The 26,058-nt window shown below is 56.7% G+C and carries 25 protein-coding genes; 19 read left to right on the top strand and 6 right to left on the bottom strand.

What is annotated here, in order from left to right; genetic code table 11:
• Window positions 1-362: 362 nt before the first annotated feature.
• Window positions 363-1,667 (top strand): multidrug efflux MFS transporter, encoded by a 1,305-nt coding sequence (locus tag ACXIZX_RS03850; RefSeq protein ID WP_479403620.1) that lies wholly within the window; start codon window positions 363-365, stop codon window positions 1,665-1,667.
• On the opposite strand, the gene ACXIZX_RS03855 is transcribed toward ACXIZX_RS03850, so the two are convergent.
• A complete protein-coding gene (locus tag ACXIZX_RS03855; protein WP_479403621.1) occupies window positions 1,606-4,686 on the bottom strand; it encodes a beta-galactosidase in 3,081 nt (1,026 codons plus the stop codon). The genes ACXIZX_RS03850 and ACXIZX_RS03855 overlap by 62 nt on opposite strands.
• A 253-nt stretch (window positions 4,687-4,939) precedes the next feature.
• Between ACXIZX_RS03855 and ACXIZX_RS03860 the strand changes: the two genes are divergently transcribed.
• The 7 genes from ACXIZX_RS03860 (at window position 4,940) to ACXIZX_RS03890 (ending at window position 11,454) form a co-directional block, all read left to right on the top strand.
• A complete protein-coding gene (locus tag ACXIZX_RS03860) occupies window positions 4,940-5,083 on the top strand; it encodes a hypothetical protein (protein WP_008106033.1) in 144 nt (47 codons plus the stop codon).
• Between the two features lie 312 nt (window positions 5,084-5,395).
• On the top strand, window positions 5,396-5,650 hold the full coding sequence (gene iraP / locus ACXIZX_RS03865; protein ID WP_008106035.1) for an anti-adapter protein IraP: 255 nt from the start codon (window positions 5,396-5,398) through the stop codon (window positions 5,648-5,650).
• A gap of 102 nt (window positions 5,651-5,752) precedes the next feature.
• Complete coding sequence (locus tag ACXIZX_RS03870) at window positions 5,753-6,055, top strand: PsiF family protein (protein ID WP_008106038.1); 303 nt, start codon at window positions 5,753-5,755, stop codon at window positions 6,053-6,055.
• Window positions 6,056-6,341: 286 nt separating this feature from the next.
• Complete coding sequence (locus tag ACXIZX_RS03875; protein WP_061717499.1) at window positions 6,342-7,865, top strand: sodium:solute symporter family protein; 1,524 nt, start codon at window positions 6,342-6,344, stop codon at window positions 7,863-7,865.
• A gap of 1 nt (window position 7,866) precedes the next feature.
• Window positions 7,867-8,640 (top strand): glucosamine-6-phosphate deaminase, encoded by a 774-nt coding sequence (locus ACXIZX_RS03880; RefSeq protein ID WP_479403622.1) that lies wholly within the window; start codon window positions 7,867-7,869, stop codon window positions 8,638-8,640.
• Window positions 8,633-9,802: an N-acetylglucosamine-6-phosphate deacetylase gene (locus tag ACXIZX_RS03885; RefSeq protein ID WP_479403623.1), complete on the top strand. Its 1,170-nt coding sequence runs from the start codon at window positions 8,633-8,635 to the stop codon at window positions 9,800-9,802. The genes ACXIZX_RS03880 and ACXIZX_RS03885 overlap by 8 nt, the downstream gene beginning before the upstream one ends.
• A gap of 125 nt (window positions 9,803-9,927) precedes the next feature.
• Window positions 9,928-11,454 carry an FAD-dependent oxidoreductase gene (locus tag ACXIZX_RS03890; RefSeq protein ID WP_479403624.1) on the top strand — a complete coding sequence of 509 codons (1,527 nt, stop codon included), beginning with the start codon at window positions 9,928-9,930 and terminating at the stop codon, window positions 11,452-11,454.
• A gap of 46 nt (window positions 11,455-11,500) precedes the next feature.
• Here the strand turns inward: ACXIZX_RS03890 and proC are convergent, their stop codons facing one another.
• On the bottom strand, window positions 11,501-12,313 hold the full coding sequence (proC, locus tag ACXIZX_RS03895; protein WP_479404845.1) for a pyrroline-5-carboxylate reductase: 813 nt from the start codon (window positions 12,311-12,313) through the stop codon (window positions 11,501-11,503).
• A gap of 147 nt (window positions 12,314-12,460) precedes the next feature.
• Between proC and ACXIZX_RS03900 the strand changes: the two genes are divergently transcribed.
• Window positions 12,461-12,904 carry a YaiI/YqxD family protein gene (locus ACXIZX_RS03900; RefSeq protein WP_008106050.1) on the top strand — a complete coding sequence of 148 codons (444 nt, stop codon included), beginning with the start codon at window positions 12,461-12,463 and terminating at the stop codon, window positions 12,902-12,904.
• On the opposite strand, the gene ACXIZX_RS03905 is transcribed toward ACXIZX_RS03900, so the two are convergent.
• Window positions 12,905-13,597, bottom strand: coding sequence for a DUF2076 domain-containing protein (locus tag ACXIZX_RS03905; RefSeq protein ID WP_179451729.1), 693 nt, complete (start codon window positions 13,595-13,597; stop codon window positions 12,905-12,907).
• Window positions 13,598-13,880: 283 nt separating this feature from the next.
• Here ACXIZX_RS03905 and aroL point away from each other — a divergent pair, with 283 nt between their 5' ends.
• From aroL to ppnP, 7 genes are all read left to right on the top strand, one after another.
• The gene (aroL, locus tag ACXIZX_RS03910; protein WP_008106055.1) at window positions 13,881-14,405 is read left to right on the top strand and encodes a shikimate kinase AroL; all 525 of its coding nucleotides are present in this window, start codon (window positions 13,881-13,883) and stop codon (window positions 14,403-14,405) included.
• 108 nt (window positions 14,406-14,513) lie between these two features.
• On the top strand, window positions 14,514-14,705 hold the full coding sequence (locus ACXIZX_RS03915) for a YaiA family protein (RefSeq protein WP_008106056.1): 192 nt from the start codon (window positions 14,514-14,516) through the stop codon (window positions 14,703-14,705).
• A gap of 357 nt (window positions 14,706-15,062) precedes the next feature.
• The gene (locus tag ACXIZX_RS03920; RefSeq protein ID WP_154191709.1) at window positions 15,063-15,815 is read left to right on the top strand and encodes an IclR family transcriptional regulator; all 753 of its coding nucleotides are present in this window, start codon (window positions 15,063-15,065) and stop codon (window positions 15,813-15,815) included.
• Between the two features lie 188 nt (window positions 15,816-16,003).
• Window positions 16,004-17,563 (top strand): OPT/YSL family transporter, encoded by a 1,560-nt coding sequence (locus ACXIZX_RS03925; protein ID WP_479403625.1) that lies wholly within the window; start codon window positions 16,004-16,006, stop codon window positions 17,561-17,563.
• 15 nt (window positions 17,564-17,578) lie between these two features.
• Window positions 17,579-18,511, top strand: a complete 933-nt coding sequence (locus ACXIZX_RS03930; protein ID WP_061717490.1) for a DUF1177 domain-containing protein — start codon at window positions 17,579-17,581, stop codon at window positions 18,509-18,511.
• A gap of 2 nt (window positions 18,512-18,513) precedes the next feature.
• On the top strand, window positions 18,514-19,191 hold the full coding sequence (locus ACXIZX_RS03935) for an AroM family protein (protein ID WP_479404846.1): 678 nt from the start codon (window positions 18,514-18,516) through the stop codon (window positions 19,189-19,191).
• A gap of 104 nt (window positions 19,192-19,295) precedes the next feature.
• Window positions 19,296-19,580: a pyrimidine/purine nucleoside phosphorylase gene (gene ppnP / locus ACXIZX_RS03940; RefSeq protein ID WP_008106067.1), complete on the top strand. Its 285-nt coding sequence runs from the start codon at window positions 19,296-19,298 to the stop codon at window positions 19,578-19,580.
• Window positions 19,581-19,733: 153 nt separating this feature from the next.
• Here ppnP and rdgC read toward each other — a convergent pair whose 3' ends face one another.
• Complete coding sequence (gene rdgC, locus ACXIZX_RS03945) at window positions 19,734-20,645, bottom strand: recombination-associated protein RdgC (protein WP_008106069.1); 912 nt, start codon at window positions 20,643-20,645, stop codon at window positions 19,734-19,736.
• Between the two features lie 145 nt (window positions 20,646-20,790).
• On the opposite strand from rdgC, the gene mak reads away from it, so the two are divergent.
• Window positions 20,791-21,702 (top strand): fructokinase, encoded by a 912-nt coding sequence (mak, locus tag ACXIZX_RS03950; protein WP_008106071.1) that lies wholly within the window; start codon window positions 20,791-20,793, stop codon window positions 21,700-21,702.
• A 54-nt stretch (window positions 21,703-21,756) separates the two neighbouring features.
• Here the strand turns inward: mak and eat are convergent, their stop codons facing one another.
• Window positions 21,757-23,121, bottom strand: coding sequence for an ethanolamine permease (eat, locus tag ACXIZX_RS03955; protein ID WP_061717487.1), 1,365 nt, complete (start codon window positions 23,119-23,121; stop codon window positions 21,757-21,759).
• Window positions 23,122-23,380: 259 nt separating this feature from the next.
• Here eat and ACXIZX_RS03960 point away from each other — a divergent pair, with 259 nt between their 5' ends.
• Both ACXIZX_RS03960 and qhpR read left to right on the top strand, forming a co-directional pair.
• Window positions 23,381-24,385 carry a phosphotransferase enzyme family protein gene (locus ACXIZX_RS03960; protein ID WP_479403626.1) on the top strand — a complete coding sequence of 335 codons (1,005 nt, stop codon included), beginning with the start codon at window positions 23,381-23,383 and terminating at the stop codon, window positions 24,383-24,385.
• Window positions 24,386-24,536: 151 nt separating this feature from the next.
• Window positions 24,537-25,628: an AraC-like transcriptional regulator QhpR gene (gene qhpR, locus ACXIZX_RS03965; RefSeq protein WP_312663729.1), complete on the top strand. Its 1,092-nt coding sequence runs from the start codon at window positions 24,537-24,539 to the stop codon at window positions 25,626-25,628.
• Here the strand turns inward: qhpR and ACXIZX_RS03970 are convergent.
• A complete protein-coding gene (locus tag ACXIZX_RS03970; RefSeq protein WP_479403627.1) occupies window positions 25,558-25,977 on the bottom strand; it encodes a cell envelope integrity TolA family protein in 420 nt (139 codons plus the stop codon). The genes qhpR and ACXIZX_RS03970 overlap by 71 nt on opposite strands.
• Between the last annotated feature and the right edge of the window lie 81 nt (window positions 25,978-26,058).

Below are 26,058 nucleotides of genomic sequence, written 5' to 3' on the forward strand. Positions count from 1 at the left end.
CCGCCGGATAATGGCAGCATGGGGAAATAAAGGTTAATCATGCGGACTGTCCAGAACAGACAGCGCGTCGCCAGTGATGACTGGTGGTTTTTTAAACATAGATGCGGTGTGGAATATTGTCAGTAACGTGTAGACATATTTTTTCACGTTTGCCTGCAGTAGCGATGCGCTTATCTTGCGGCAATCATTGTTTCAGCACATAAAGACACTAAAAAACGGCCCTCTGACATGATTTGCTGTGAGCAGAATCACGCTCGACAGTGTAAAACTGCGTTTTTTCGCCCATGCCATGTTTTGCCGTCCGGTAATGTTATGAGATTGTTAGACTGAACCCTCGTTTCATTCTTCTGATGCCCGCGCCCATGCTACGCTCCATCGAGTCCTGGAAAGTTAATCTGATATCCGTCTGGTTTGGCTGCTTTTTTACCGGCCTCGCCATCAGTCAGATCATTCCCTTCCTGCCGCTGTACGTTGAAGAACTCGGGATTCGTGGCGGTAACGCGCTCAGCGTTTGGTCTGGACTCACTTTCAGCGTCACCTTCATTGTTTCTGCCGCCGTCGCGCCGTTGTGGGGCAGCCTTGCCGACCGCAAAGGGCGCAAGCTGATGCTGCTGCGCGCCTCGTTCGGCATGGGCGCGGTGATTCTGCTGCAGGCGTTTGTCACCCAGGCGTGGCAGCTATTGCTGCTGCGCGCGCTAATGGGCCTCACTTCCGGCTATATTCCCAATGCGATGGCGCTGGTGGCGGCGCAAGTACCGCGCGAACGCAGCGGCTGGGCGCTGAGTTGTGTCTCCACCGGGCAGATCAGCGGCGTGATCCTCGGGCCGATGATTGGCGGTTTGCTGGCGGACTGGCTCGGTTTGCGCATGGTGTTTATCGTCACGGCGGTGCTGCTGATGGTGAGCTTCCTCGTCACCTTGTTCCTGATAAAAGAGACCGGTTATACGCCGGTTAGCAAACAGGACAAGCTGAGCGGGCGCGAAGTGTTTCGCAGCCTCGATAATCCGCGCTTAATGATCTGCCTGTTCTTCACCACCATGGTGATTCAGATGTGTAACGGCTCGGTGAATCCGATCCTGACGCTGTTTGTGCGCGAGCTGGCACCGAATGCGCAGAACATCGCGTTTCTCAGCGGGGTGATTGCCGCGCTGCCAGGCGTATCGGCGCTGATCTCCGCGCCACGGCTGGGTAAACTCGGCGATCGTATTGGCACGCAACGCATTCTGATCGCCACCATGATTGTGTCGTTGCTGCTGCTGGTGGCGATGTCGTTTGTCACCAGCGCGACGCAGTTGGGCGTGCTGCGTTTCCTATTGGGATTTGCCGATGGCGCGATGATGCCAGCGGTGCAAACGCTGCTGGTACGGCATTCACGCGATAACGTCACCGGGCGTATTTTCGGCTACAACCAATCGTTTATGTATCTGGGGAATGTGGCGGGTCCGCTGCTGGGCGCGGCGGTATCGGCGGCAACCGGCTATCGCTGGGTGTTCTTCGCCACGGCGATGGTGGTGTTGGTCAACGTGATCTTCCTGCGCCGTTTCTATCGCCGCCCGAAAACCACGCTGACTCCGCCTGTGAGCCAGCGTGACAGTGCGGAAAAACCTACTGACGCAACGTCAGCGCGTAGTGCCAGCGCTGCTGAGAAAGCAAAAACTCCGGGCTAACGCTTGGACTCCATGAATCGTCACCGCCGACGCCCATGTGGAAGCCGTCGAGGTGCAGCCAGCAGCCATCCTCTGGCTGCAATAAGTGACGATGCGAGGTTTCACGCAGCTGTTCAAGGCTGTAGTGACTGAGCGAGAAGGCGAAGTCGCCGCTCACCTGCAAGCCATTGCTTTGTAACTGACGCGTGCCGCAGCGCAAGCCATTCTCACTGGGGAACACATACGCGGTGTTGAGCGCCGCCAGCGGCAGCTGCCAGCGTGAGAACTGCGCCGCCAGTTGGCGATCCGGATAGTTCTCGTGCGGGCCTAAACCGAGCCAGCTCACCTGCTGCGGCGACTTGACCAGTTGGCAGCGCAGTCCGATGCGTGCCGGCGGCGGCAGACCGGCGGCCTGTTCCACATTGATGCTGATGGACAACTCGCCGTTAGCATTGATTTGATAGCGTTTGTGGCTGGTGAAAGCCAGTTGCCCGTTAGCTTGCCACTGATGCCAGGTTTCAATCAGCACGCTATGTTTCAGGCTATCGACCTGCATATCCACCAACACCGCATCCAACTCATCGTAGCCCGCACGCTTCCAGCGCTCGACCCACGCATTGGGATCAACATTGGCGGCTTCGCTGGTGCCGATATCATTATCAATCGGCGCACGAATAAAGCACTCCTGCAGCGGCGTGAGCAGCGTTTCTTCATCATCGACAAACCATTGCACCAGCTCGCCGCTGCGGCGCGAGAAGTGCCAGCGCTGCTGCGGCAGCACCACCGCCACCAGATCGTGATTGGCGATCAGTTCTGGCGCGGTAACACCGGTCTCTACAACGCGCACCGGCAGCGCAGCGGGCAGCGGCCACTGATCCCAGGCAACGCGCGCATCCGCTTCGGACCACGGCGTGGCGTTGACCTGATGCACCGCGAGATTCAGCCACGCGTTGCCCTGCAAATCGTCACTGGCCGGCAGCGTAAACGTCTGTCTGCCTTGTGCGGCGAGATCGAGTGGCAGTTCACCGCTGACGATGGCAACGCCATCCTGCTCAATCGACCAGCGCAGCACTTCGTTATCGCTGCGGCGGAACAGATATTCGCTGCTGACGGTAAAGCGATACGGCTCGTTAGCGTCACGCTGAAACTGGAAGAACTGCTGCGCGCGCTGGGCTTCAAACAGCGCCGGATGCGGGGAGCGGTCGGCAAAAACCAGCCCGTTCATGCAGAACTGGCGATCGTTTGGCGTATCGCCAAAATCCCCGCCGTAGGCTTGCCAGGCTTCGCCGTTATCGTCATAGCGCGTCAGGCTTTGATCAACCCAATCCCAGACGAAGCCGCCCTGCAAGCGCGGGAACTGGCGGAAGGCCTGCCAGTATTTAGCGAAGCCGCCAAAGCTGTTGCCCATTGCGTGCGCATATTCGCACAGGATCAGCGGACGCGTTTCGCCCGGCAGACCAATCCATTTTTTCAGCGACCATTTGGGTACCGCCGGGAAAGGCTGATCCTGATCGACGCGCGCGTACATCGGGCAGACGATATCGGTGGCGGCCGTGTTGGCGCCGCCGCCTTCGTACTGCACCGGACGCGTCGGATCGCTGCTTTTCACCCATTGATAGAGTGCATCATGGGTGCTGCCGTGACCGGATTCGTTGCCCAATGACCAGATGATGATGCAGGCATGATTGCGATCGCGCTGCACCATGCGCGTGACGCGCTCGCTGTAGGCGGCGAACCAGCGCGGATCGTTGGAGAGACGATTCATGGGTTGCATGCCGTGCGTTTCGATATTGGCTTCATCCACCACATACAAACCGTATTGATCGCACAGGCGATACCACAGCGGATGATTAGGGTAGTGCGCGCAGCGCACGGCGTTGAAGTTGTGGCGCTTCATCAGCTCGATGTCGCGGCGCATGCTGGCTTCATCCACCACCTGGCCGTTTTCCGGGTGATGTTCATGGCGGTTCACACCGCGAATCAGCAGCGGCTTGCCGTTCAGGCACAGTTGCCCTTTTTCAATGCTGACGCGGCGGAAACCGACGTCATAAGCTTCGGCTTCAAGCACGTTGCCATTTTCATCCAGCAGCGTCACCACCGCGCGATAAAGATGCGGCGTTTCGGCGCTCCACAGCAGCGGCTGGTTGACCGGCAAGATCAGCAGGGCGCGTTCAGGATAATGTCCGCGCTCGTCGATGATGTCGCTGCCTGGTGCCTGTTCCTGCTCGCCAATGCAGTTCTCGCCGCGCCACAAGCTGACGCGCAAGCGGCATTGCGCGGGCTGACGATCGCCAGCGTGGATTTTGACGCTGACGCGCAGATCGCCGCGCAGGTATTCCGGGCTCAGCGCGGTTTCGATCTGCACATCGGCCAGTTGCGTTTCCGGCTTATGCAGCAAGCTGACATCACGGAAGATGCCGCTCATGCGCCACATATCCTGATCTTCCAGATAGCTGCCATCGCTCCAGCGCAACACCATCACGGCTAAACGGTTCTGGCCGGGCTGCAACGCGTTGCTGAGATCAAATTCGGCGGGCAGGCGGCTGTCTTGCGAATAACCGATCCACTGGCCGTTACACCACAGGAAGAAGGCCGAATTCACGCCATCAAAGATAATGCGCGTCTGGCCCTGTTGCAGCCAGTTAGCATCGACTTTAAATGTGAGCGAATAACATCCGGTGGGATTCTCTTGCGGCACTAATGGCGGCGTGACCGGAATCGGATACTGCACGTTGGTATAAATCGGCGCGTCAACACCGTGCAACTGCCAGTTAGCGGGCACCGGCAGGGCATCGGCGCCGGGCAGATCCTGCATTAGCCAACTTTGTGGCACCGCTTCAGGCTGCGTGAAGTAGCTGAAGGTCCATTGGCCGTTCAATGATTGGCGCGAAGGCGAGGGGCGATCGTCGCGCGCGCTGGTTTCATCGCGCCAGCTGGCAAATGGCGGATGCGCATCCAGCCGATTAAGGCTGGTGATCACCGGGTTTTCCCAGTCACGGCGCGCCAGAATTTCACTCAGGGATACAGCAGATAAGCTCATGATGAGATCTCATTTATTGTAATGCGCTCACATTGCGCGAAATTGCATCGGCTGTAAAGCGCTCGACAGCAATTTTGCGCAGCGCGTTGGCATCAATCGACGCCGCCTGTGTGATGTTTTTGCTGCTTTAGTGCCAGTGAATTGTTAAGCGTGGTGAGCAGAGATGAATAGCGCCGTGTTGCGGAGAATTCTGTATTGTCGCGCCCGATGCGGCCTCATACACTCAGCCCGATTTCACCATTCCGAGGTAATTATGGTCCGTATTATTAAAATCGCCGCAGTTGTGGCACTGGTCACCGCGCTGAGCGGTTGTATTTTCCCACCTCCGGGCGGCGGCGGTTGGGGCGGCGGTCATGGTGGCGGCGGTCCGGGACGCGGCTTTATGGGGCCTCATTAATACCCGTCATACTTCAAGCTGCAGGTGCGTTGGCTGCGTGCATTCACCTTCAGTCACTTACTAAAGTAAGCTCCTGAGGATGATTGCACTTGCCGCCTTCCTGCAACTCGAATTATTTAGGGTATAGGTGAGCGAAACGTTTCAATTAACCATTAGGCGTTCAAAGAAACGTTTCGCTATTACATATTGAAATCTAGCCGGTTTTTTTATTCTGCCGTTTGGCTGTTTTTTTCTGAAAACCCTTAAAAATCCTTGTTGTTTTATTCTGCGCAATGCTAACGTCTGTTTTTCTTCTCTCATTGAGCTTGTCGCATGAAAAACCTGATTGCGGAACTCCTTCTAAAGCTGGCTGAAAAAGAAGAAGAGTCTAAAGAATTAGTGGTTCAGGTTGAGGCGTTAGAAATCGTGTTAACCGCGATGCTGCGCAAACTGAATCCCGAACAATTCCACGACATTGAGGCCGCTATTAAATTAGCCATGCCGCCCGTCGCCCCCGCTGCTGAAACGCCCGATACCACCATGCTGCGTAATTACGTAGAGAAGTTGCTGCATCATCCCCGCGTTTGACGGCTATCGCCTGTTTTTTCAGGCGAATGTCATTATCGATTTCTCGTATTTGCTTATTCCGTGCCATGCTTAGGTGGCAATAATGCTATGGAGAATCCGGTAATGAAATCGTGTCTTTTGGCAATAATGACAGCAGGCTTGCTGATCGCAGGCGGTGCAAGTGCGGCTGAGAAAACTGCACAGCAGGAAAAAATGACCATGTGTAACCAGAGCGCCGGTACACAAAATCTGAAAGGTGATGCGCGTAAAAGCTTTATGAGTGACTGCCTGAAAAAAGACAGCAAAATGGGCAATATGACGCCGCAACAAATGAAGATGAAAACCTGTAATGCTGATGCGGGCGATAAAAAGCTCACCGGCGATGCACGTAAAACGTTTATGAGTTCGTGCCTGAAGAAAAGCTGATTTAATTAACGGTTAGCCCCGTTTTATTAAATCGAGCCTGCTGGAAAAGTAATAAGGGTTCATGTTTAGCGTGAACCCTTTTTTTATTGCTGTAAGCTGCAGCGCAGTGGTATTCAATTTTACTTATCACGTCAGAGGAAAAACTCATATCACGATCCTCATCACAAAACTGCACCGATAACGCTGCCAGGATGCTTTAGTCCTAATTGATGACTAATTGTTCTAAACGCCTAATCCCCGCGAAGCCGGACCGTTCGTTGGGCAGCCTTTACCTGTGGAGTCTGCTATGAATGTGCTTGATTATGCTGTGATGGCGCTTTATGCGCTGATGATTGTGGCTATAACCTTGTGGGCGATGCGCAAGGTGGGCAGCACGCGTGATTTCTTTGCCGCCGGCGGCAAAATGCCGTGGTGGCTGTCGGGCGTGTCGCATCATATGTCGGGCTACAGCGCGGCGGTGTTTGTCGCCTATGCGGCGGTGGCCTACAACATGGGCATCACCATCTATTTTTGGTGGGCGTTTCCCATCGCTATCGCGGTGTTGATCGGTTCACGCCTGTTCGCGCCGCGCTGGGCGCGCTTGCGTATCTATATGAACATCGAATCGCCGATGGAATATCTCGCCACGCGCTACAACTTGCCCACGCAAATGGTGCTGGCGTGGAGCGGGGTGCTGCTGAAAACATTCGACGTCGGTGCGAAGTGGGCGGCGATTGCGGTGATAATTAACGTCTTCACCGGACTCGATCCGCTGATTGGCATCTGTGTTTCCGGCGCGCTGAGTTTGTTTTACACCGTGATGGGCGGATTGTGGGCAGATGCCTGCAACGACTTCGGCCAGTTCGTGGTGCAGTTTGTCGCCGCGATTGTGATGGTGGTCGCGGTGGCGGTGCATCTCGGCGGTTTTGCTGAGCTGTTCACCATCTGGCAGAAGCTGCCGTCAACCCACACGCAGATCATTCAGGAGCCCTATAGCATCGGCTTTATTCTCGCCTATTTTGTCATCTACACGCTGAGCTACAACGGCGGTACCTGGAATCTGGCGCAGCGCTTTATTGCCGCGCCCGCTGGACGCGATGCGCGCAAAGCAGCACGCCTCTCCGCCGCGCTCTATCTGATCTGGCCGCTGATTCTGTTCTGGCCAATGTGGGCGGCGCCGCTTTTGTTCCCAAATCTCAGCGATCCGTCGCGATCCTATTCGATGATGGCGATGGAACTGCTGCCGAATGGCTTAGTCGGTTTGGTGCTGGTGGCGATGTTTACTCACACGCTGTCGATGACCTCTTCGGATGCCAACGCCATTACTGCCGTGGTGACGCGCGATATCCTGCCCGGCATGCTGCCGAAACGCTTTCAGCGCGGTAAAAGCTCGCTGCTGGTGGCGCGGCTCACCGCTTTTCTCTTCATTATCACCACGCTGGTGATTGCCATGAACGCCAGTCACTTCGGCGGCGTGCTGTCGCTGCTGATCATCTGGTTTGGCGGCTTGGTCGGTCCAATCTCCATTCCGATGTTATTGGGTTTGCTGCCGGCGTTTCGTCGCAGCGGCAGCGCCGCCGCACTGGTGAGTTGGGCGATTGGCGTCGGCACCTTCTTCTGCGTGAAATTCATCTTTACCGATGTCAGCACCGCCACCGTGGTGGCCGCGCCGGTGATGTCTTCACTGGTGCTGTTCGTGGTGATGGGCTGGCTGCGCCGCGCGCCAGTGCGCCCGGAAGTGGATCAGCTGCTGAATGCACTCAATCAGGATCAGGATGCGCCCGCCGCACAGCGCTGGGCGCACAAAAGCAACGTCTCTCAGGAGGGATAACATGACGCTACTACAACAGGGAACCCGAGATCGCTTACGCATCAAACGCTTCGCCAGCCGCGCGGCGTTGGGTGCGGATGCGGCGCAAGATGTAGCCGCATTTCTGCGTCAACGGCTGAGTGAACAGCAAGTGGTGCGCATGGTGTTTGCCGCAGCGCCCTCGCAAAACGAGTTTCTCGCCGCGCTGGTTGCGGCAAAGGATATCGACTGGTCGCGTATTCACGCCTTCCATATGGATGAGTACATCGGGCTGGAGCCAGATGCGCCGCAGCGCTTTAGTCACTTTTTACGCCAGAAACTGTTTGATGTGGTGCAGCCTGGCGACGTTAATTTGATGCCATCTTGCGGCGATCCAGCAGAAATTTGTGCGGATTACGCTAAAAAACTTAATGCCGCACCGATTGATGCGGTGTGCCTCGGTATTGGCGAGAACGGCCATTTAGCCTTCAACGATCCGCCGGTGGCCGACTTCAGCGATCCACTCACTGTGAAAGTAGTGCAACTGGATGATGCCTGCCGCCAGCAGCAGGTCAACGATGGCTGTTTCGCCACTTTCGCTGCGGTACCGACACATGCTGTGACGCTAACGATCCCCGCCTTGATGAGTGGATCGCGGTTGTTCTGCATGGTGCCGGGCGCCACTAAACGTGCGGCGGTGCGGGCAACGCTTGATGATGCGATCTCCACCGCCTGTCCGGCGACGTGTCTGCGCCAGCATGCCGACTGCACGCTCTATACCGACAGCGATGCCTGCCCGGAGGTGACGTTTGACTAACCTCATTTTGCGCGGCCGTGATTACCGCACGTTGCAACCGATTGAGCTGGAAATTGAGCACGGCACCATCATTGATGTGCGCGCGCTGAGCGAACTGGAAGAGGAGGTTATCCTCGCGCCGGGCTTGGTCGATCTGCAGGTCAACGGCTTTCAGGGCGTCGATTTCAACCATTTTCCCTTTAGCGAAGAGGATGTGCTGCACGCCACGCGCGCGCTGTGGCAGCAGGGCGTCACCAGTTTTTTGCCGACGGTGATCACCGCCATGCCGGAGGAGATTGCGCAGGCGATGCAGCGACTTGCCAGCGCCTGCCAGCATCATCCTGACGTGGCACGCGCCGTGCCCGGTTTTCATCTGGAAGGACCGTTTCTGTCGCCTGAAGATGGGCCGCGCGGCGCGCATCCGCGCGAGGCGATTCGCGCACCGGATATCGCGCTGTTCGACAGCTGGCAGCAAGCAGCGCAGCAGCATATTCGCCTGCTGACGCTGTCACCGGAATGGCCGCACAGCGATGCGCTGATCAAGCATTGTGTGGCGCAGCAGGTGCGCGTCGCCATTGGGCACACTTCCGCTACGCCAGAGCAAATTCATGCGGCGGTTGACGCGGGTGCCACGCTCTCCACTCATCTCGGCAACGGCGCGCATCTGCAACTGCCGCGCCATCCCAATTACATCTGGCAGCAGCTGGCTGAAGATGCGCTGACGGCTACCTTGATTGCCGATGGCGATCATCTGCCGGCGGACGTGTTGAAAGTGTTTCTGCGTGCCAAAGGCGAGCAGGCGCTGCTGGTCAGTGACGTCACTTCGTTTGCCGGGCAGCCGCCGGGCATCTATGACACGGCGATTGGTGGCCGCGTGCAGCTCAGCGCCAGCGGACGCCTGAGCATCGCCGATGCGCCGCAACTGCTGGCGGGATCGGCGCGGAGTTTACTTGATGGCGTGAATTTCCTGCTGCGTCAGCAGCTGGCGACGCTGGCGCAGGCGATTGAGATGGCCTCCATACGTCCGGCGCGCCAGCTCAATCTGCCGCAGCAGCAAGGTTTAGCCTGCGGCGCTCCCGCCGATGTGTTGCTGCTTGCTGCTCAGCCCGATGGCAGCGTGGCGTTACGCGGCTGTGTGAAGCAAGGCGCTGCGGTGTGGAGTGAAAACGCAGATTATCTTTAGCGATTAAACAACGACTTACCTCTCGCTGCGCTTTGTTGTTGCGGACAAATCACCATGCTTTGCCAGGCTTACTCTTTGTAGGGATTTGCTGTTTACATCAAAAACCAGAAGAAAGGAGGCCTAACGTGAGCTATCAAACTGTCGTGGAACTCAAGTCGCTGGCGCAGCGCAAACCTACCAAATTTACCGTCGGCGACACCGATGTGGTGTTGATTCGTGATGATGAGCGTGTGCAGGCGTTTCAGGCCAAATGTCCGCACGCCGGTGCGCCGTTAGAGCAGGGCGCAGTGTGTGGCGACAAGCTGATCTGTCCGTGGCACAAAGCGGTATTTCAGCTGCAGGATGGGCAGATGTGCGAGCCGCTGGCGCTGGCGAATCTGAAGCGTTATCCGGTGCGCATTGAACAAGGCAAAGTGCTGGTTAGCCCGCAGGCGATGTCGCCCGCCAGTGCGCCTTCTGCACAAGGCGAGTCGCCGGTTTGCGTGATTCTCGGCTCGGGCGCGGCGGGCAGCGCGGCGATCTGGACGCTGCGCGATGAAGGTTTTAGCGGGCACATCGTGCTGATTGAGCGGGAATCGGCTGCGCCTTACGATCGCACCGCGCTGAGCAAATTTGTGCCATCAGGCAAAATGGCGATTGAAGATGTACCGAAGCTGCTGAAGCAGGATGTGCTGGGCACGGTGGAACGGATTCAGGGCGATGTCGAGCAGCTCAAAGCACTTGAGCAAACGCTGATCCTCAAAGGCGGCCAGCAGGTGAAGTTTGACCAACTGCTGATTGCCAGCGGCAGCGTGCCGCAAGCGCTGGATATACCGGGTAACGATCTCGACGGCGTGCATCTGCTGCGCTCGCTCAATCAGGCCGATGAACTGCTAAAGGAAGTCGATAAGACCGAGCAGTTGGTGATTATCGGCAACAGTTTTATTGGCATGGAGATGGCGGGATCGCTGCGTAATCGTGATGTTGATGTCACGGTGATTGCGCGCCATCCGCTGCCGTTTGCTAAACAGTTTGGCGAAGAAATTGGCCGCCATTTTTACGATCTGCATCGCAGCAACGGCGTGAAGTTTGTCGAAGGCGATCCGGTGGCGCTGGAAGGCGAGGGCAAAGTGAAAGCCGTGCGCCTGAAAAGTGGCAAAAAAGTCGATGCCAGTTTGGTGCTGTTTGGTACTGGTGTGGTGCCGGCGACATCATTCATCCACGATCTGCCGCTGGAAGAGGATGGCAGTTTGCTCACCGACAGCCAGCTGCGCGTAGCCGATAACATCTGGGTGGCCGGTGATATCGCCAGTTATCCGTCGGTGCATGGCCCACAACGCATTGAGCACTATCGCGTGGCGCATCAACAAGGACGCATCGCGGCGATGAATATGTTAGGCAAACAGATTCTGTATGACCGCGTGCCGTTCTTCTGGACTGCGCATTACGGGACGCGTTATGAGTATTTAGGGCATGCGGAAGAGTGGGATAATTACCGGCTGCTGGGATCGCTGCAGAATAAGCAGTTTATCGCTTTCTATTGTCAGGAAGGGATGATTGCGGCGGTATGTTCTGCCGGACTGTATACGCTGACGGCAGCGCTGGTGCAGGAGATGCAGCAGCCCATGACGCTGGCGCAGGGTATTGCGTTGTATGAGGCATATCAGGGGTAGAATCGGTGTTCAAAGGTCGCCATGAATGGCGACCCTACAACTACGATCACTGCTTACTCAACGCCTCTGACTTCGCCATACACTGCTGCATCGCGTTAATCACCGCCGCGCGGAAGCCTTTCTCTTCCAGCACTTTCACCGCTTCGATGGTGGTGCCGCCTGGCGAGCACACCATATCTTTTAGCTCGCCCGGATGCTTACCGGTTTCCAGCACCATCTGCGCCGAGCCTTTTACCGCCTGCGCCGCGAACTGATATGCCTGCGCACGCGGCATGCCGCCGAGCACCGCTGCATCGGCCATCGCTTCGATAAACATAAACACATACGCTGGCGCTGAACCGCTCACGCCAACCACCGCGTGAATCAGGTATTCATTCACCACCGCCGCTTTGCCGAAGCTCTCGAAAATCCCCACCACTTCATCCACTTCATGCGCTTCCACCAGCACGTTTGGCGTCACGGAGGTCATGCCTTCGTTCACCAGCGAGGGCGTATTGGGCATCACGCGGATGATTTTGCGATCGTGGCCGAGAACCGACGCCAGAGAATCCAGCGTCACGCCTGCCGCAATCGAGACCACCAGCACATCTTTCTTCAGCTGGCCGGCAAGATCTTTCAGCACTTTGAGAATCACATTAGGTTTCACCGCGCCAAACAGGATATCTACTTCACGCGCCAGACTTTCCACGCTATCTGCAGCGGTCACGCCATACTGCTGCGCCATCGCCTGATTGGTGGCGGGCTTACGGTCGAATACCCAGATATTGGGGGGGGCGATCTGCCCGCTGTTGACCAGTCCGCTAATAATGGCTTTCGCCATATTGCCGCAGCCGACAAACCCGATTTTCTTCTCCAGCATCGCTTTATCCTCTAAGTGGTTCATTTTCTGTGGGGGTAAGCTTACGTCAGCAGGGATTAATAACAAGGCGGGCGGCCAGCAAAAACAGTTGCGATTCTGCCGCAGCACGGCAAGATCAGCCTCATTGCCGGTTAAGAAGGATTCATCATGTCGATTTGGGTTGATGCAGATGCCTGTCCCAATGTCATCAAAGAAGTGCTGTACCGCGCGGCCGAGCGCACCAAAGTTACCGTGACTTTTGTCGCCAACCAGCCGCTGCGCGTGCCGCCGTCGCCGTGGCTGAAAACGCTACAGGTCGCTGCGGGGTTTGATGTGGCGGATAACGAGATTGTGAAACGGGTGCAGCCTGGCGAGCTGGTGATCACCGGCGATATTCCGCTGGCGGCGGAAGTGCTGGAGAAGGGTGCTGCGGCGTTGAATCCGCGCGGAGAACGTTACTCGACAGACACTATTCGTCAGCGCTTAACTATGCGTGACTTTATGGAGACGATGCGCGCCAGCGGGATTCAGAGTGGCGGCCCGTCGACCTTAAGCCAACGCGACCGCCAATTGTTTGCTAACGAACTGGATAAGTGGTTACGTCAGCGCTAATCAGACGAAGCTGTCATCGTCATCGTAGTCACCGCCAAAATCGCCGAAATCATTGTTATCCGCAACGTTGTTATCCCAACCCGAATTATCGTTGTTGAGGAACGCGTTGTTGCTGTCGTTGCCATTAAAGGTGTCGAGGCTGTTATCCACCTGCGGCAGCGCCGGTTCGTTGATGATGTTAACGATCTCTTCCGGCTGTGAATGGTGGAACATGCTGGTCAGCATATCCGCCATCACCACGCCGCCCGCCACACCAACTGCCGTTTGCAACGCGCCGCCGAGGAAACCGGTGCCGCGTGCCGCTGGTGCGGCATATTGCTGTTGTGGCGGTGGCGCATACTGCTGTTGCGGTTGCGGCGGTGGATTACCCCACGCCGGTTGCTGTTGCGCTGCCGGGCGCGATCCGCCACCAAACAGGCTTGAGAGAAAACCGCCGCTGCTCTGCTGCGGTGCCTGTTGCTGCTGCGCCTGCGCCAGACGATTTTCCAGATCCGTAACCTGCGCGTTGAGTTTTTTCAACGCCGCTTCCTGAATCAGGATCGCCTGCGACATGTAATAAGGCGCGCCGGGCTGATTCTGTAAATGCTGTTTGATTAACTGCTCTGCGCCAGCATCACGCGGGCCGCTTTGCGTTTCAGCCTGTTTCAGTCGGCTGAACAGATTTTCAATAAGTTGTTGTTCTTCGCTTTGCATGGGGAACCCTCCTTTAAGGTATGCCTCATATATGAGGGCGCGACTAAAGAAAGTAAATCAGCGGCCTGGTAAGGAAATGTTGGCCGCTGTTACATTTGGCCCGATGCACGATTCATGCATTGTTTTTCGCTGGCTTTTCAAACGGCTAGCTTAAGATGTGACTGAAATACGCGTAAATCGTGCCTCGCGGGTGGCTGATAAAATAAAATCCAGGTATTATGCGACGCATTATTGACCTGATGACGTTGCCCGCGCGGCACATTACGGCGGAGGATGAGCCCGGATGTCATTACCCATCTATCTGATCGGCGCACGCGGTTGCGGTAAAACCACTGTTGGCAAGGCGCTGTCACAAGCGCTGGGCTATGCCTTTAACGATACCGATCACTATCTGCAACTCACTACGCAACGCAGCGTGGCGGAGATTGTGGCGTCTGAAGGGTGGGATAGTTTTCGCGCCCGCGAAACGGAATCGCTGCGTGCGGTCACCGCGCCGAATACGGTCATCGCCACTGGTGGCGGCATGGTGCTGGCTGAAGTGAACTGTCGCTTTATGCGCGAACACGGTCAGGTGATTTGGCTGAATGCGCCCTCAGAAGTGCTGGCCGATCGTCTGGAGCATCAGCCGGAAGCAGCGCAGCGTCCCACCTTGACCGGCCGCCCGATTGCCGAAGAGATGGGCGATATCCTGCGTGAGCGTGCCCATCTGTATCGCCAAACCGCGCATCATGAAGTCAACGCGATGCAATCGCCCGATCGCGTGGTTGAGCAAATTTTGCAATCGCTCTCTCTGGCGCGCGCCAGCTAAACCCTCAGATTTCTCTCTGTTTTTTTGCAGCGATCCTCAGTTGTCTATACTTAGCGTTAGGCAGAGGATCACCGCTGTCTGTGGACAACTGATAGAAGAGGGAAAACGATGCCAACTAAACCACCCTATCCGCGCGTCGCGCGTATTGTCGCCGTTGAAAAAGGTTCGGCGGATCAAACCGTCACCTGGTATGAATTACGTGCCGACCATCCCAAACCCGATACGTTAATTAGCGAACACAAAACCGAAGCCGAAGCGCAAGATGCAAAAGAGCGCTATGAAGATGCCGGTAAAGATTAACTTTACCCGTCATATTTCAAGCTGCCGGTGCGTTGGCTGCATGTGTTCACCCCAGTCACTTACCTAAGTAAGCTCCTGGGGATTCACACATTTGCCGCCTTCCTGCAGCTTGAACTATTTAGGGTAAAGAATCTCCGCCTAAAAACTGCAATATTCCAAAAAAGTTACACACTTTCCTGCTGAATATTTAACTCACCTGATTACGTCATTTATTTCCCACTTCACGCCGTATTTTATTCTGCCTTAAATTCCCTCAGAAACGTCCGGCTTAAAATTTGCACTTGACCGCAAAAGCGTAGCGCTTTACTTTCTAGTTATTGATAGAGGAACTCAGTTCCATATAGTGAAACCGTCGCCATGACCACACTCGAAAATGCCTCCGCCGTACTGAAGCTGTTTCAGCGCTTTGGCGTGACGCAGGGCCATCCAGGCTTAACCTTTACCGAGGTGGTGGATGCGTTGGGCTTGCCGAAAAGTACGGTATCGCGCCTGCTGGCGACCATGGAAAGTGAAGGCTTACTTGAGCGTGACACCGAAAGCCGCTGCTTCCAGATTGGTCGCGTGCTGCTGTCGGTGGCGGGTCACTATCTGTCGACGCCGTTAGTGGATAGCGCGTCGGCGCCGATGGCGCGTCTGGCGGCCAGCAGCGGCTGCATGGGCTATATCTCGGTGCTGGATGGCGACGATGTGCTGGTGATGCGCATGTATCACGGCCGTTTCTTCACCCAACTGGTGACGCCGCCGGGCACGCGAGTTTCATTAACCGGCACCTCGACCGGACGCGTGCTGCTGGCGCAGCTCAGTGATGAAGAAGTTCGCGATCGTTTTGCCAGCAACTGGCAGGCGGCGTCGATGAATTCGCCGCTGAGTGTGGATGCCTTATGCCAGGAGTTAGCCGTGATTCGCCAGCAAGGCTGGGCACTGGCGCGCAATGAGACGCTGCCAGGCATCAGCTCGTTAGCGGTTGCGGTAACCAATAAACATCGCGGTGAAAGTGCCGCGCTTTGTCTCTCGTTTTTATCGCAAGAAGCGGCGCCCGGTTATCCGGAGATGCTGCTCAGCGAACTACGCGCAACGGCTGCACTGATGGCCGAAAAGTACGGCGCATAATCCTGTCTAAACAGGAAACCCTATTTTAGTTTTGAAGGCGTTTATTCGCGCCACACCAGGGAAATAGCAGGTCTTCGGACCTGCTTATTTCAATAATCAGGGAACGATTAATATAAAAACGTTGATGTCCCGCGTGTCGGGCGCTGCGAATTAACGCGTTTTCTACAGGGTGAAAATACGGGGATCTTATGCGTCAAAATAATCCAATAAAAAGTGTTGGCGTCGCCTTAATGCTGGTTCTGCTATCCGTTGCAGGCGCCATCATTGGGGTTCAGCTTATTACCACCATTGGGGTGACACCCAATACCTCTATTATCGGCGCGCTGTTTGCCATGCTGCTGGCGCGTATTCCACTGCAATGGTTTCGTCGCTATCGCTCCATTGAAGTCCAAAATCTCGCGCAAACCGCCATCTCTTCTGCCACCTTCGGTGCCGCCAACAGCCTGCTGATGCCAATCGCGGTGCCGTGGGCGCTGGGCGAGCCGCAGCTGGTGCTGCCGCTGTTTGTCGGCGTCAGCGCGGCGATGCTGCTCGATGCTTATTTACTCTATCGCCTATTTGATACGCGCGTCTTCCCGGCCAGCAATGCATGGCCGCCGGGAGTGGCAGCAGCCGAAGCGATCAAAGCCGGTGATAAAGGCGGTCGTCAGGCATGGTTGCTGGTGGTGGGCATTGTCGGCGGCATCGTCGGTTCGATGCTGAAGATCCCCATGTCGGCATTTGGTACCGCGTTTATCGGCAATATCTGGGCGTTGAGCATGCTCGGTATTGGTTTCCTGCTGCGTGCTTACGCGCAACCGGTTGCTGGCATTGATATCAACGCGCTCTATATTCCGCACGGCGTGATGGTTGGTGCCGGTTTGGTGGCGTTGATTCAGGTGGTGCAGGTGATTCGCAGCTGCCGCAATGATCAGGTCAACGTCAGCCGCAGCGACAACGAAGTGAAACGCTCGCTGGGTTTCGGCACCGTCGGCTACATCGTCATCTCCACGCTGCTGGCGCTGGCGGGCGGCTTGTGGAGCCAGATGGGCCTGCCGATGCTGGTGCTGTTTATCCTCTACGCCGCCTTTGCTGCCTTCGTGCATGAACTGATTGTCGGTATCGCCGCCATGCACTCAGGCTGGTTCCCGGCCTTTGCGGTTGCGCTGATTACTTTGATTCTCGGCATTCTGCTCGGCTTCCCGCCGCTGGCGTTGTGCCTGCTGTGCGGCTTTACTGCCGCCACCGGCCCAGCGTTTGCCGATATGGGTTATGACCTGAAAGCCGGCTTTATCCTGCGCGGCAACGGTGCCGATGTGCAGCAAGAGCTGTGGGGTCGCCGCATCCAGTTGATCGCCGCGATGATCGCCTTTGTGATCTGTATTCCCGTGGTGTGGTATGCGCACACGATTTTCTTTGCCGAGAATCTGCTGCCGCCGGTGGCGCGCGTCTATGCCAAAACCATTCAGGCCGGAGCCGAGCCGGGTATCGCTGGAAATCTGCTGATGTGGGCGATTCCGGGCGCCATCATTCAGTTGATCGGCGGACCGAAGCGTCAGCTTGGTGTGTTGCTGGCGACCGGTTTATTGATCAACAACGCCGCTGCGGGTTGGGCGGTGATGGTGGGCATCGCGCTGCGCATCATCATCCTGCGCGTGTGGGGCGAGCGTGGACGTTCACCGATGGAGGTGATGGCCGCTGGATTTATCGCGGGCGACGCGCTCTACAGCTTCTTCCATTCACTCTTTGCCAGTGGCACCAAGAAATAATCCAGGGAATTCATTATGAGTTTACAGCAGACACTGCAGGTCTTTGAGTTACTCGATAGCGCTTACATTGATGGCCAACAGGTAGTTGATCTGTTCGCGGCCTATCCGGGCGTCACCGCCAGCACGAAACGCGTCACCGGGCCAAAAGGGCGGACCGATTTCGTCCGCATCGACATTCCCGGTGCGCAGGGCAAAAGCAACGGCGGCAACGCGCCAACGCTTGGCATCATTGGGCGTCTTGGCGGTATTGGTGCGCGTCCAACGCGTATTGGGATGGTGTCAGACGCCGATGGCGCGGTCGCAGCGGTGAGCAGTGCGCTGAAGCTGGCGCAGATGCAAACCAAAGGCGACGTGCTGGCCGGTGATGTGATCATCACGACCCACATCTGCCCGGATGCGCCAACCCGTCCTCACGAACCGGTCGATTTCATGGATTCACCGTGCGACGACATCACCATGAATGACAACGAAGTGATTGCGGGTGTCGATGCGATTTTGTCGATCGATACCACTAAAGGTAACCGCATCCTCAATCACAAAGGCTACGCGCTGTCGCCGACGGTGAAAGAGGGTTACATCCTGCGCGTGTCAGAAGATCTGCTGCGCATTATGGAGATGACCAGCGGCAAACCGGCGGTCACCTTCCCGATCACCACGCAGGACATCACGCCATACGGCAACGGGGTTTATCACCTCAACAGTATTTTACAGCCTTCCACCGCGACGGATGTGCCGGTTGTAGGCGTTGCGATCTGCGCCGAATCGGTGGTGCCGGGCTGCGGTACCGGCGCGAGCCACGAAGTGGATATCGCCTTGGCGGTGAAGTTTGCGGTGGAAGTGGCGAAAGAGTTCGGGCGTGAAACCTGTCACTTCTACGACGCGCAAGAGTACGCTCTGCTGCTCTCTTTGTATGGTAGTCTCAGCCATCTGCGCACCCGGAAAGCCTGATGATGAATATCTCCCTGGTCACACTGACGATTGGTCAATCACCGCGCAGCGACATTCTGCCGCTGCTGCTGGAACATCTGCCTGCCGATGAGGTGGCGCATGCCGGTTTACTCGACGGTTTGACGCTGACCGAAGTCGAGCAGCAGTATGCGCCCGCGCCGGGCGAAACGGTGCTGGTGTCGCGCATGATCAGCGGCGAGCAGGTGCGCCTGTCGGGACCAAAAGTGGAGCAGGGACTGCAACGTAAGATCGACGCGCTGGAAGAGCAGGGCTACGACACCATTCTGCTGCTGTGCACCGGCGAATTTGGCACGCTGAAAACGCAATCCGCCTTGCTGCTGGAGCCGGATCGCATCATCCCGCCGCTGGTTAAGGCGATTGTGCAACAACACAAAGTCGGCATTGTGGTGCCGGTGGAAGAGCAGATTGCCGAGCAGGCCAACAAGTGGCGCAATCTGGATACGCCGCCGTGCTTTGCCGTCGCCAGTCCCTATCTGGCGGAGCAGGCCGATTTGGTGGAAGCGGGATTGTCGCTGCAGGAGCAGGGCGCGGATGTGGTGGTGCTGGATTGCATCGGCTATCACCAGAAGCACCGTGATTTCCTGCAGAAAATGCTGGGCATTCCGGTACTGCTCTCGAACGTGCTGGTTGCCAAGCTGGCGGCAGAATTGATCGTCTAATGCGGACAGATCACAAGTTGCGATCTGTGGCGCTAATTCGCGTGACAGATCAGCGAGTTCCTTAGTAATCTGCCAGTCACGATAATGTGCTGTGAGGAAGTAATATGCTCAATACAAGTGAGTATTTCGACGGAAAAGTGAAATCCATTGGTTTCGACAGCGTGACCATTGGCCGTGCCAGCGTTGGCGTGATGGCGGAAGGTGAATACACCTTCGGCACCAACCAACCGGAAGAGATGACGGTGGTGAGCGGCGCGCTGAAAGTGCTGCTGCCGGGTGAAACCGAGTGGAAATGGTACGAAGCCGGCGCTGTGTTCAGCGTGCCAGGCCAGAGCGAATTCCATCTGCAGGTGGCCGAGCCTTCATCTTATCTGTGCCGCTACCTCTAAACTCAACCTTTAGAAGATCTTAAACCTGCAACTCTCTGTGAAGCGCAGGTTTTTTTACTGCTGAGCAATAGGTGCGCATGAATGCGCACCCTACGAAAATCCGCGCAGGTCTGTCGTAGGGTCGCCATTCATGGCGACCTGGTTCGAGGGGAGTTAACGCTTCGCTTCGCCGCCTAACGCTTCGACCAGATTACTGATCAGCGCGGCCAGTTCGCTGGTCATCAGAATGAAATCCGCATCGAAACGCTGGGCGAAATCGTCGCGGTCGATGTCATCATTCTGCTCACGCAGCGTGTCGCTGAACTTCAAACGCTTGACTGAAGCATCATCAGCGATGACGAACTGAATGCGTTCCTGCCAGTCGAGCGCCAGTTTGGTGACCACTTTACCGGCTTCAATGTGCGTGGCGATCTCGTCAGAAATTAGGTCCTGCTTCTTACAGCGGATCACGCCGCCATCTTCCAGCATCGCTTTCAGCTCAGCTTCATCCATTAAGGCGAAACCGGCTGGCAGTTCACCTGAGCGCACCCATTCGGTCAGCGTCAGCTCGATCGGATTCTCCAGCGTTAACGGAACCACCGGCAGCGAACCGAGGCTTTTACGCAGCAATGCCAGCGTATCTTCGGCTTTCTTGGCGCTGGCGCAATCGACGATGATCAGGTTGTTAACGGTGTCGATCCACATATAAGTCTGGCTGAAACGGCTAAACGCGCGTGGCAGCAGGCTGTGCAGCACTTCATCTTTCAGCGAATCTTTCTCGGTTTTCTTCAGCTTGCGGCTCTGTTCCGCTTCCAGCTTGTCGATTTTGGCTTCCAGCGCCTGCTTCACCACCGGCGACGGCAGAATTTTCTGCTCGGTGCGCGCGCAAATCACCATCTGACCGTTGATTTCATGCGTCAGCGCTTCGCTGCGGTTGCCCATCGGTGAAACCCAGCCGGTTTTCGCCATATCCTGGCTGCCGCACGGCGAGAAGGTGAAGGCGTCGAGCTGCTTTTCCAGATCGTCTGCGGACAGCGGAATGTCACGATTCAGACGATAAACCATCATATTTTTAAACCACAACATCGGGATTCCTTACCGTGGGTGCGATCGAGCGCACAAGTCTCAAAGTCAGCGCGCATGATAGCGAAACATCGGATTGGTTTCATTGCCTTTCCCGATTCAGCCTTCTACTGTATTTGTCACCAGAACGAATAATGAGGAATAAATCGTGCGCATCGGGATTGATTTAGGCGGTACCAAAATTGAAGTGATTGCACTGTCTGATCAGGGTCAGGAGCTGTTTCGTCATCGCGTTAACACGCCGCGTGACGACTACGCTGCCACGGTTCAGGCGATTGTCGATTTAGTGCTGCTGGCAGAAGAGAAAACCGGCCAGCAGGGCACGGTCGGCATCGGCATTCCCGGCACGATTTCACCCTATACGCAGCGGGTGAAAAACGCCAACTCCACCTGGCTAAACGGTCAGCCGCTGGATAAGGATTTAGCGCAGGCGCTGAATCGTGACGTGCGTATCGCCAACGACGCGAATTGTCTGGCGGTTTCCGAAGCGGTGGATGGCGCGGGCGCGGGTCAGCCGCTGGTGTTCGCGGTGATTATTGGCACCGGATCGGGCGCGGGCGTAGCGATTGGCGGTGAGTCGCGCATTGGCGGTAACGGCAATGCCGGTGAGTGGGGCCACAATCCGCTGCCGTGGATGGACGAAGATGAACTGCGCCATCGCGCGGAAGTGCCCTGTTATTGCGGCTTGCAGGGCTGCATTGAGACCTTTGTATCGGGCACCGGTTTCGCTATCGATTATCAGCGTCTGAGCGGTAAAGCGCTGAAAGGCGCGGAGATCATCAAGCTGATTGAGCAGCAGGATCCGGTGGCGGAATTGGCGATGAATCGCTACGAAATGCGCCTGGCGAAATCGCTGGCGCAGGTGGTGAATCTGCTTGATCCCGATGTGATTGTGCTGGGCGGCGGCATGAGTAATAACGATCGCCTGTATCAAACCGTGCCAGCACTGATGAAGCAGTGGGTTTTTGGCCGCGAATGTGAAACGCCGGTGCTGAAGGCGGTGCACGGAGATTCGAGCGGTGTGCGCGGTGCTGCGTGGTTGTGGCCGGTTAAGGCGTGAGTTGATGTAAAAAGGTCGCCATAAATGGCGACCCTACAAAACCCCCTGCTAACATTACTCACCCACTAACATCGAATCCTGCGGCGCGTTATCGCGCTGGGCTTTGGTGGCCAGGAAGTAGACATATCCCACCGCCATAATCGCCACAAACAGGCCGCCAATCACCGGGTTAAACCACAGCATCGCTACGAGACACACCAGCGACAGCACCAGCGCAATGCCTGGCACAATCGGATAGCCCGGCGCACGGAAGCTGCGTTCCATCTCTGGCGCAGTGCGGCGCAGTTTAAACAGGCTCAGCATACTCATCAGATACATCACAATCGCCCCAAACACCGCCATGGTGATCATCGCGGCGGTCAGCGTCATGCCTTGCAGATTGATAAAGCCATCGCTGTAGATGGCGGCGATGCCAATCAAACCACCGGCGATAATCGCACGGTGCGGCGTCTGGAAGCGCGATAGCTTGGCCAGACTCTGTGGCAGATAACCGGCGCGGGCGAGGGCGAAGAACTGGCGCGAATAGCCGAGAATAATGCCGTGGAAGCTGGCAATCAGCCCAAACAGACCAATCCACACCAGCATGTGCATCCAGTTGGAGTTTTCACCGACAATCATCTTCATTGCCTGCGGCAGCGGATCGTTGATGTCCGACAGCTTGCGCCAGTCGCCAGCGCCACCGGCCAGCAGCATCACGCCAATCGCCAGCACCACCAGCGTCAGAATGCCGGTGATGTAGGCTTTGGGAATGGTGCGCTTCGGATCTTTGGCCTCTTCGGCCGCCATCGCCGCACCTTCAATCGCCAGGAAGAACCAGATGGCGAACGGAATCGCGGCGAAGATGCCTGACATCGCGGGCATGCCGAAGTGATCGCTGCCCGCCCAGCCGTTAGCGGCAAAGTTGGCAATGCTGAAGCCCGGCGAAACCACGCCCATAAACACCAGCAGCTCCAGAACCGCCAGCACCGTGACCACCAATTCGAACATCGCCGCCAATTTGACGCCGAGAATGTTCAACGTCATGAAGACGATATAGGCGCCAACCGCAGCAGTTTTCGGATTGAGATCGGGATATTGCACGTTGAGGTAAGCGCCAATCGCCATGGCAATAGCCGGCGGTGCGAATACGAACTCAATCAGCGTGGCGAGGCCAGCGATCAAGCCGCCGGTTTCACCGAACGCGCGGCGGCTATAGGCAAACGGGCCGCCCGCATGCGGAATCGCGGTGGTCAGTTCGGTAAAGCTGAAAATGAAGCAGGTATACATGGTGGCGATCATCGCGGTGGTGATGAGAAATCCCAGCGTGCCCGCCACGCCCCAGCCGTAACTCCAGCCAAAATATTCCCCGGAAATCACCAGTCCAACCGCAATGCCCCACAAATGCAGGGTGCCCAGCGTGGGTTTGAGCTTATTCGTCATCGTCTTTTCCCCGTCGTCATTGTTGGTGCGGCAGCTTCACCGCGCTTTTTTATCTTTGCGCTACAGTGAAGAGATAATGCCGCTGGCTGGCGCGGGAAAACTTGACGCGGGCGCAGTGAGTTTTGTCCTCCACGGTCAACTCTGAGGCAAGAAAAGTGCCAGATGCACGCTGCGGTCAACTTTGGGTTGTCTGCGGTCAAGCAGTCAGGACGACGTCATCCCATGCTGATACCACTTGCTTGATGCTGGAGATTGATGAATGAGTGCCGAACAATCCGATACCTTAACCGATGCTGAAATCACCCTGCTGGCGCATCAGGCGCTGGCCAGTTATCCCGCGGCACTGCGCGGCGAACTGAAGCTGCTGTGCCGCTCGGAAAATGCCACCTTCCTGTTGCAGGCGGCGGGCAAACGCTACGCGCTGCGTCTGCATCGTCCTAACTATCACAGCAAAGCGGACATTCAGAGCGAGCTGCTGTGGCTGGATGCGCTGCGTGACATCGGCATCATGGTGCCGCAGGCGATCCCGGCCAGCGATGGCGCAACTGTGCTGACGCTGCCGATGGCAAACGGCGCAGAGCGTTATGCGGTACTGTTCCATTGGATCGAAGGTGACATGCCCACCACCGATGTCGATCCCAAAGCGTTTCAGCAGCTTGGTCACATCACCGCGCGTCTGCATCAGCACAGCCGCAGCTGGCAGAAACCGGCCGGTTTCCAGCGCATCATCTGGGATCATCACACCATGGTCAGCGATAATAGCCATTGGGGACGCTGGCAGGATGCGCCGAACCTCAATCCGGCCGATCACGGCATTGTCGCCGAAGCGGTGGCGCGCGTCGGGCAAGAGCTGCAAGGCTTCGGCAAAGGGGCGGATCGTTATGGTTTGATCCACGCCGATCTTCGTCTGACCAATCTGCTGCTGCATAAAGGCGAAACGCGGGTGATCGATTTTGATGACTGCGGACTCGGCTGGTATCTGCACGATCTGGCGGCGGCGATCAGTTTTGTTGAGCATCATCCGCGCGCCGCCGAATGGGTGGATAACTGGATCCTCGGCTACGAAAAAGTGGCGCATATCAGCGATGAAGAGATGGCGCTGGTGCCGACGCTGCTGATCCAGCGCCGTATTCAGATGACGGCGTGGATGGGATCGCACGCGGAAACGGAAATGGCGCTGAGTCTCGGGCCGCGCTGGGCCGATCACTCGGTGCGCCTCTGCCGACGTTATCTGGAAACCAATCAGCTGCCGGTCGGCGTTTGATGCACCAGCAGTGAGCAGCTTTGCGCTGTTGCGGCGCAATTGAGGTCGCCATTAATGGCGACCCTACGACGAAATCCGCAAATGACTCGCCTGGTACGAAAATTGCTGGAATCCTCCACCTGTTTCACTCGCGCCACACGCAGAGGTTCCGATGCAATCACTCATCACACCCACTGAAGCCTTCAGCGCCTTGTCCGTCAGCGCCAGCAATCGCGGCGTTTTGGCGGCGGCCGCCACTGGACTGAGCGGATTTATCACTGACAAAGGCGGCGATGTCGATCGCATCTTTGGCATCAGCGGCATTAACTCCGAACTGCTGGCGAGCCCCACGCTGAGCCTGGGTTTAGTGAACTACTGTCGCGTGATGGAAGAAGCGGCGCGTCATTCCGGTTTTGATAACTTCGGTTTGCATTACGGCAAGCAGTTCAAACCGCAGTCATTAGGCTTGATTGGATATATCGGCCTCTGTTCACCGACGCTGGAGCAGGCGCTGCATAACGTGGTGAATGCGTTTCCGTGGCATCAGCACGACACGCTGACGCGGCTGGTGGACAAAGGCGAGTGCTGGCGGCTCGATTATCAGGTGCGCCACGGCGCGATCCTGTCACGACGTCAGGATGCGGAGCTAACGCTCGGCATGTTCCTTAACTTGATCCGCCACGTCGCCGGCAAAAACTGGGCGCCGCGCGAAGTGCATTTCGAACATCCGCGTCCGGAACAGTGGCACGAGCACTGCAAAGTGTTTGATGCGCCGGTGTGGTTTGATCAACCGTTCAACTCATTGTTGATCCCGAAACGCGATCTGCTGCGAACCATGCCGGAACAGGATCCGATGTTGCTGATGGTGATGCAGGATGCCATTCGCCGCCTGAACAGCTCTGCCAGCCTGCAGAGCGTGGTGGAACAGGCGCGATCGCAGGTGAATTTGTCGCTGATGCAGGGCGAACCGGTGCTGGAAGAGATTGCGGAAAAAATGGGCTTGTCGAGCTGGTCGCTGCAACGGCGGCTGCGCGAAGAGGGCATCAGTTTCACCGCGCTGGTGGACAAGGTGCGCTGCGAGATGGCAACGCACTATCTGCAACAGAAGCAGCTGCCGATTTCAGAGATGGCGCTGCTGCTCGGCTATTCCGAAGTCAGCGCCTTTTCCCGCGCCTTCCGCCGCTGGTTTGGCATTAGCCCGCGCCAGTGGCGTCAGGATGGCTCGGCGTCGCCGGGGCAAAACCGAACCACGCTGGCTGGTTAATCTCTGGCGGCGGCGGTAAATCTTTGCTTTGACCAATCAACTGCCATGCGCGCAGACACAGCGTTTCGTCGCCTTGCGTCTGCGTCACCGCGTAGCGCCCGCTGTTTTGCCACTCGAGCCGCACCAGACATTGCTGACCGGCATAACGCCGCGCATCGCGGAAATGCTGGTTGAGCTGATGCTGCATCTCATCAGCCCATTTGCAGGATGCGCTACCCGGCGCACTCTGCGGCTGGCACAGATTGACGATGCTATCCTGTTGCTTTGGCTGAGAATGCTGACAAGCGCTGAGCGCCACAACAATCATTAACCCGCCCAATAATCCCGCCATTCGATTAATTAAATTCATTAATGTGCCTGTATTTTCACTAAAGATCCTTTACCTCACTGCCGACAGTCTACAGACCGACTCAACCAATGCTATGGCATT

Source organism: Candidatus Pantoea symbiotica, from assembly GCF_056491525.1.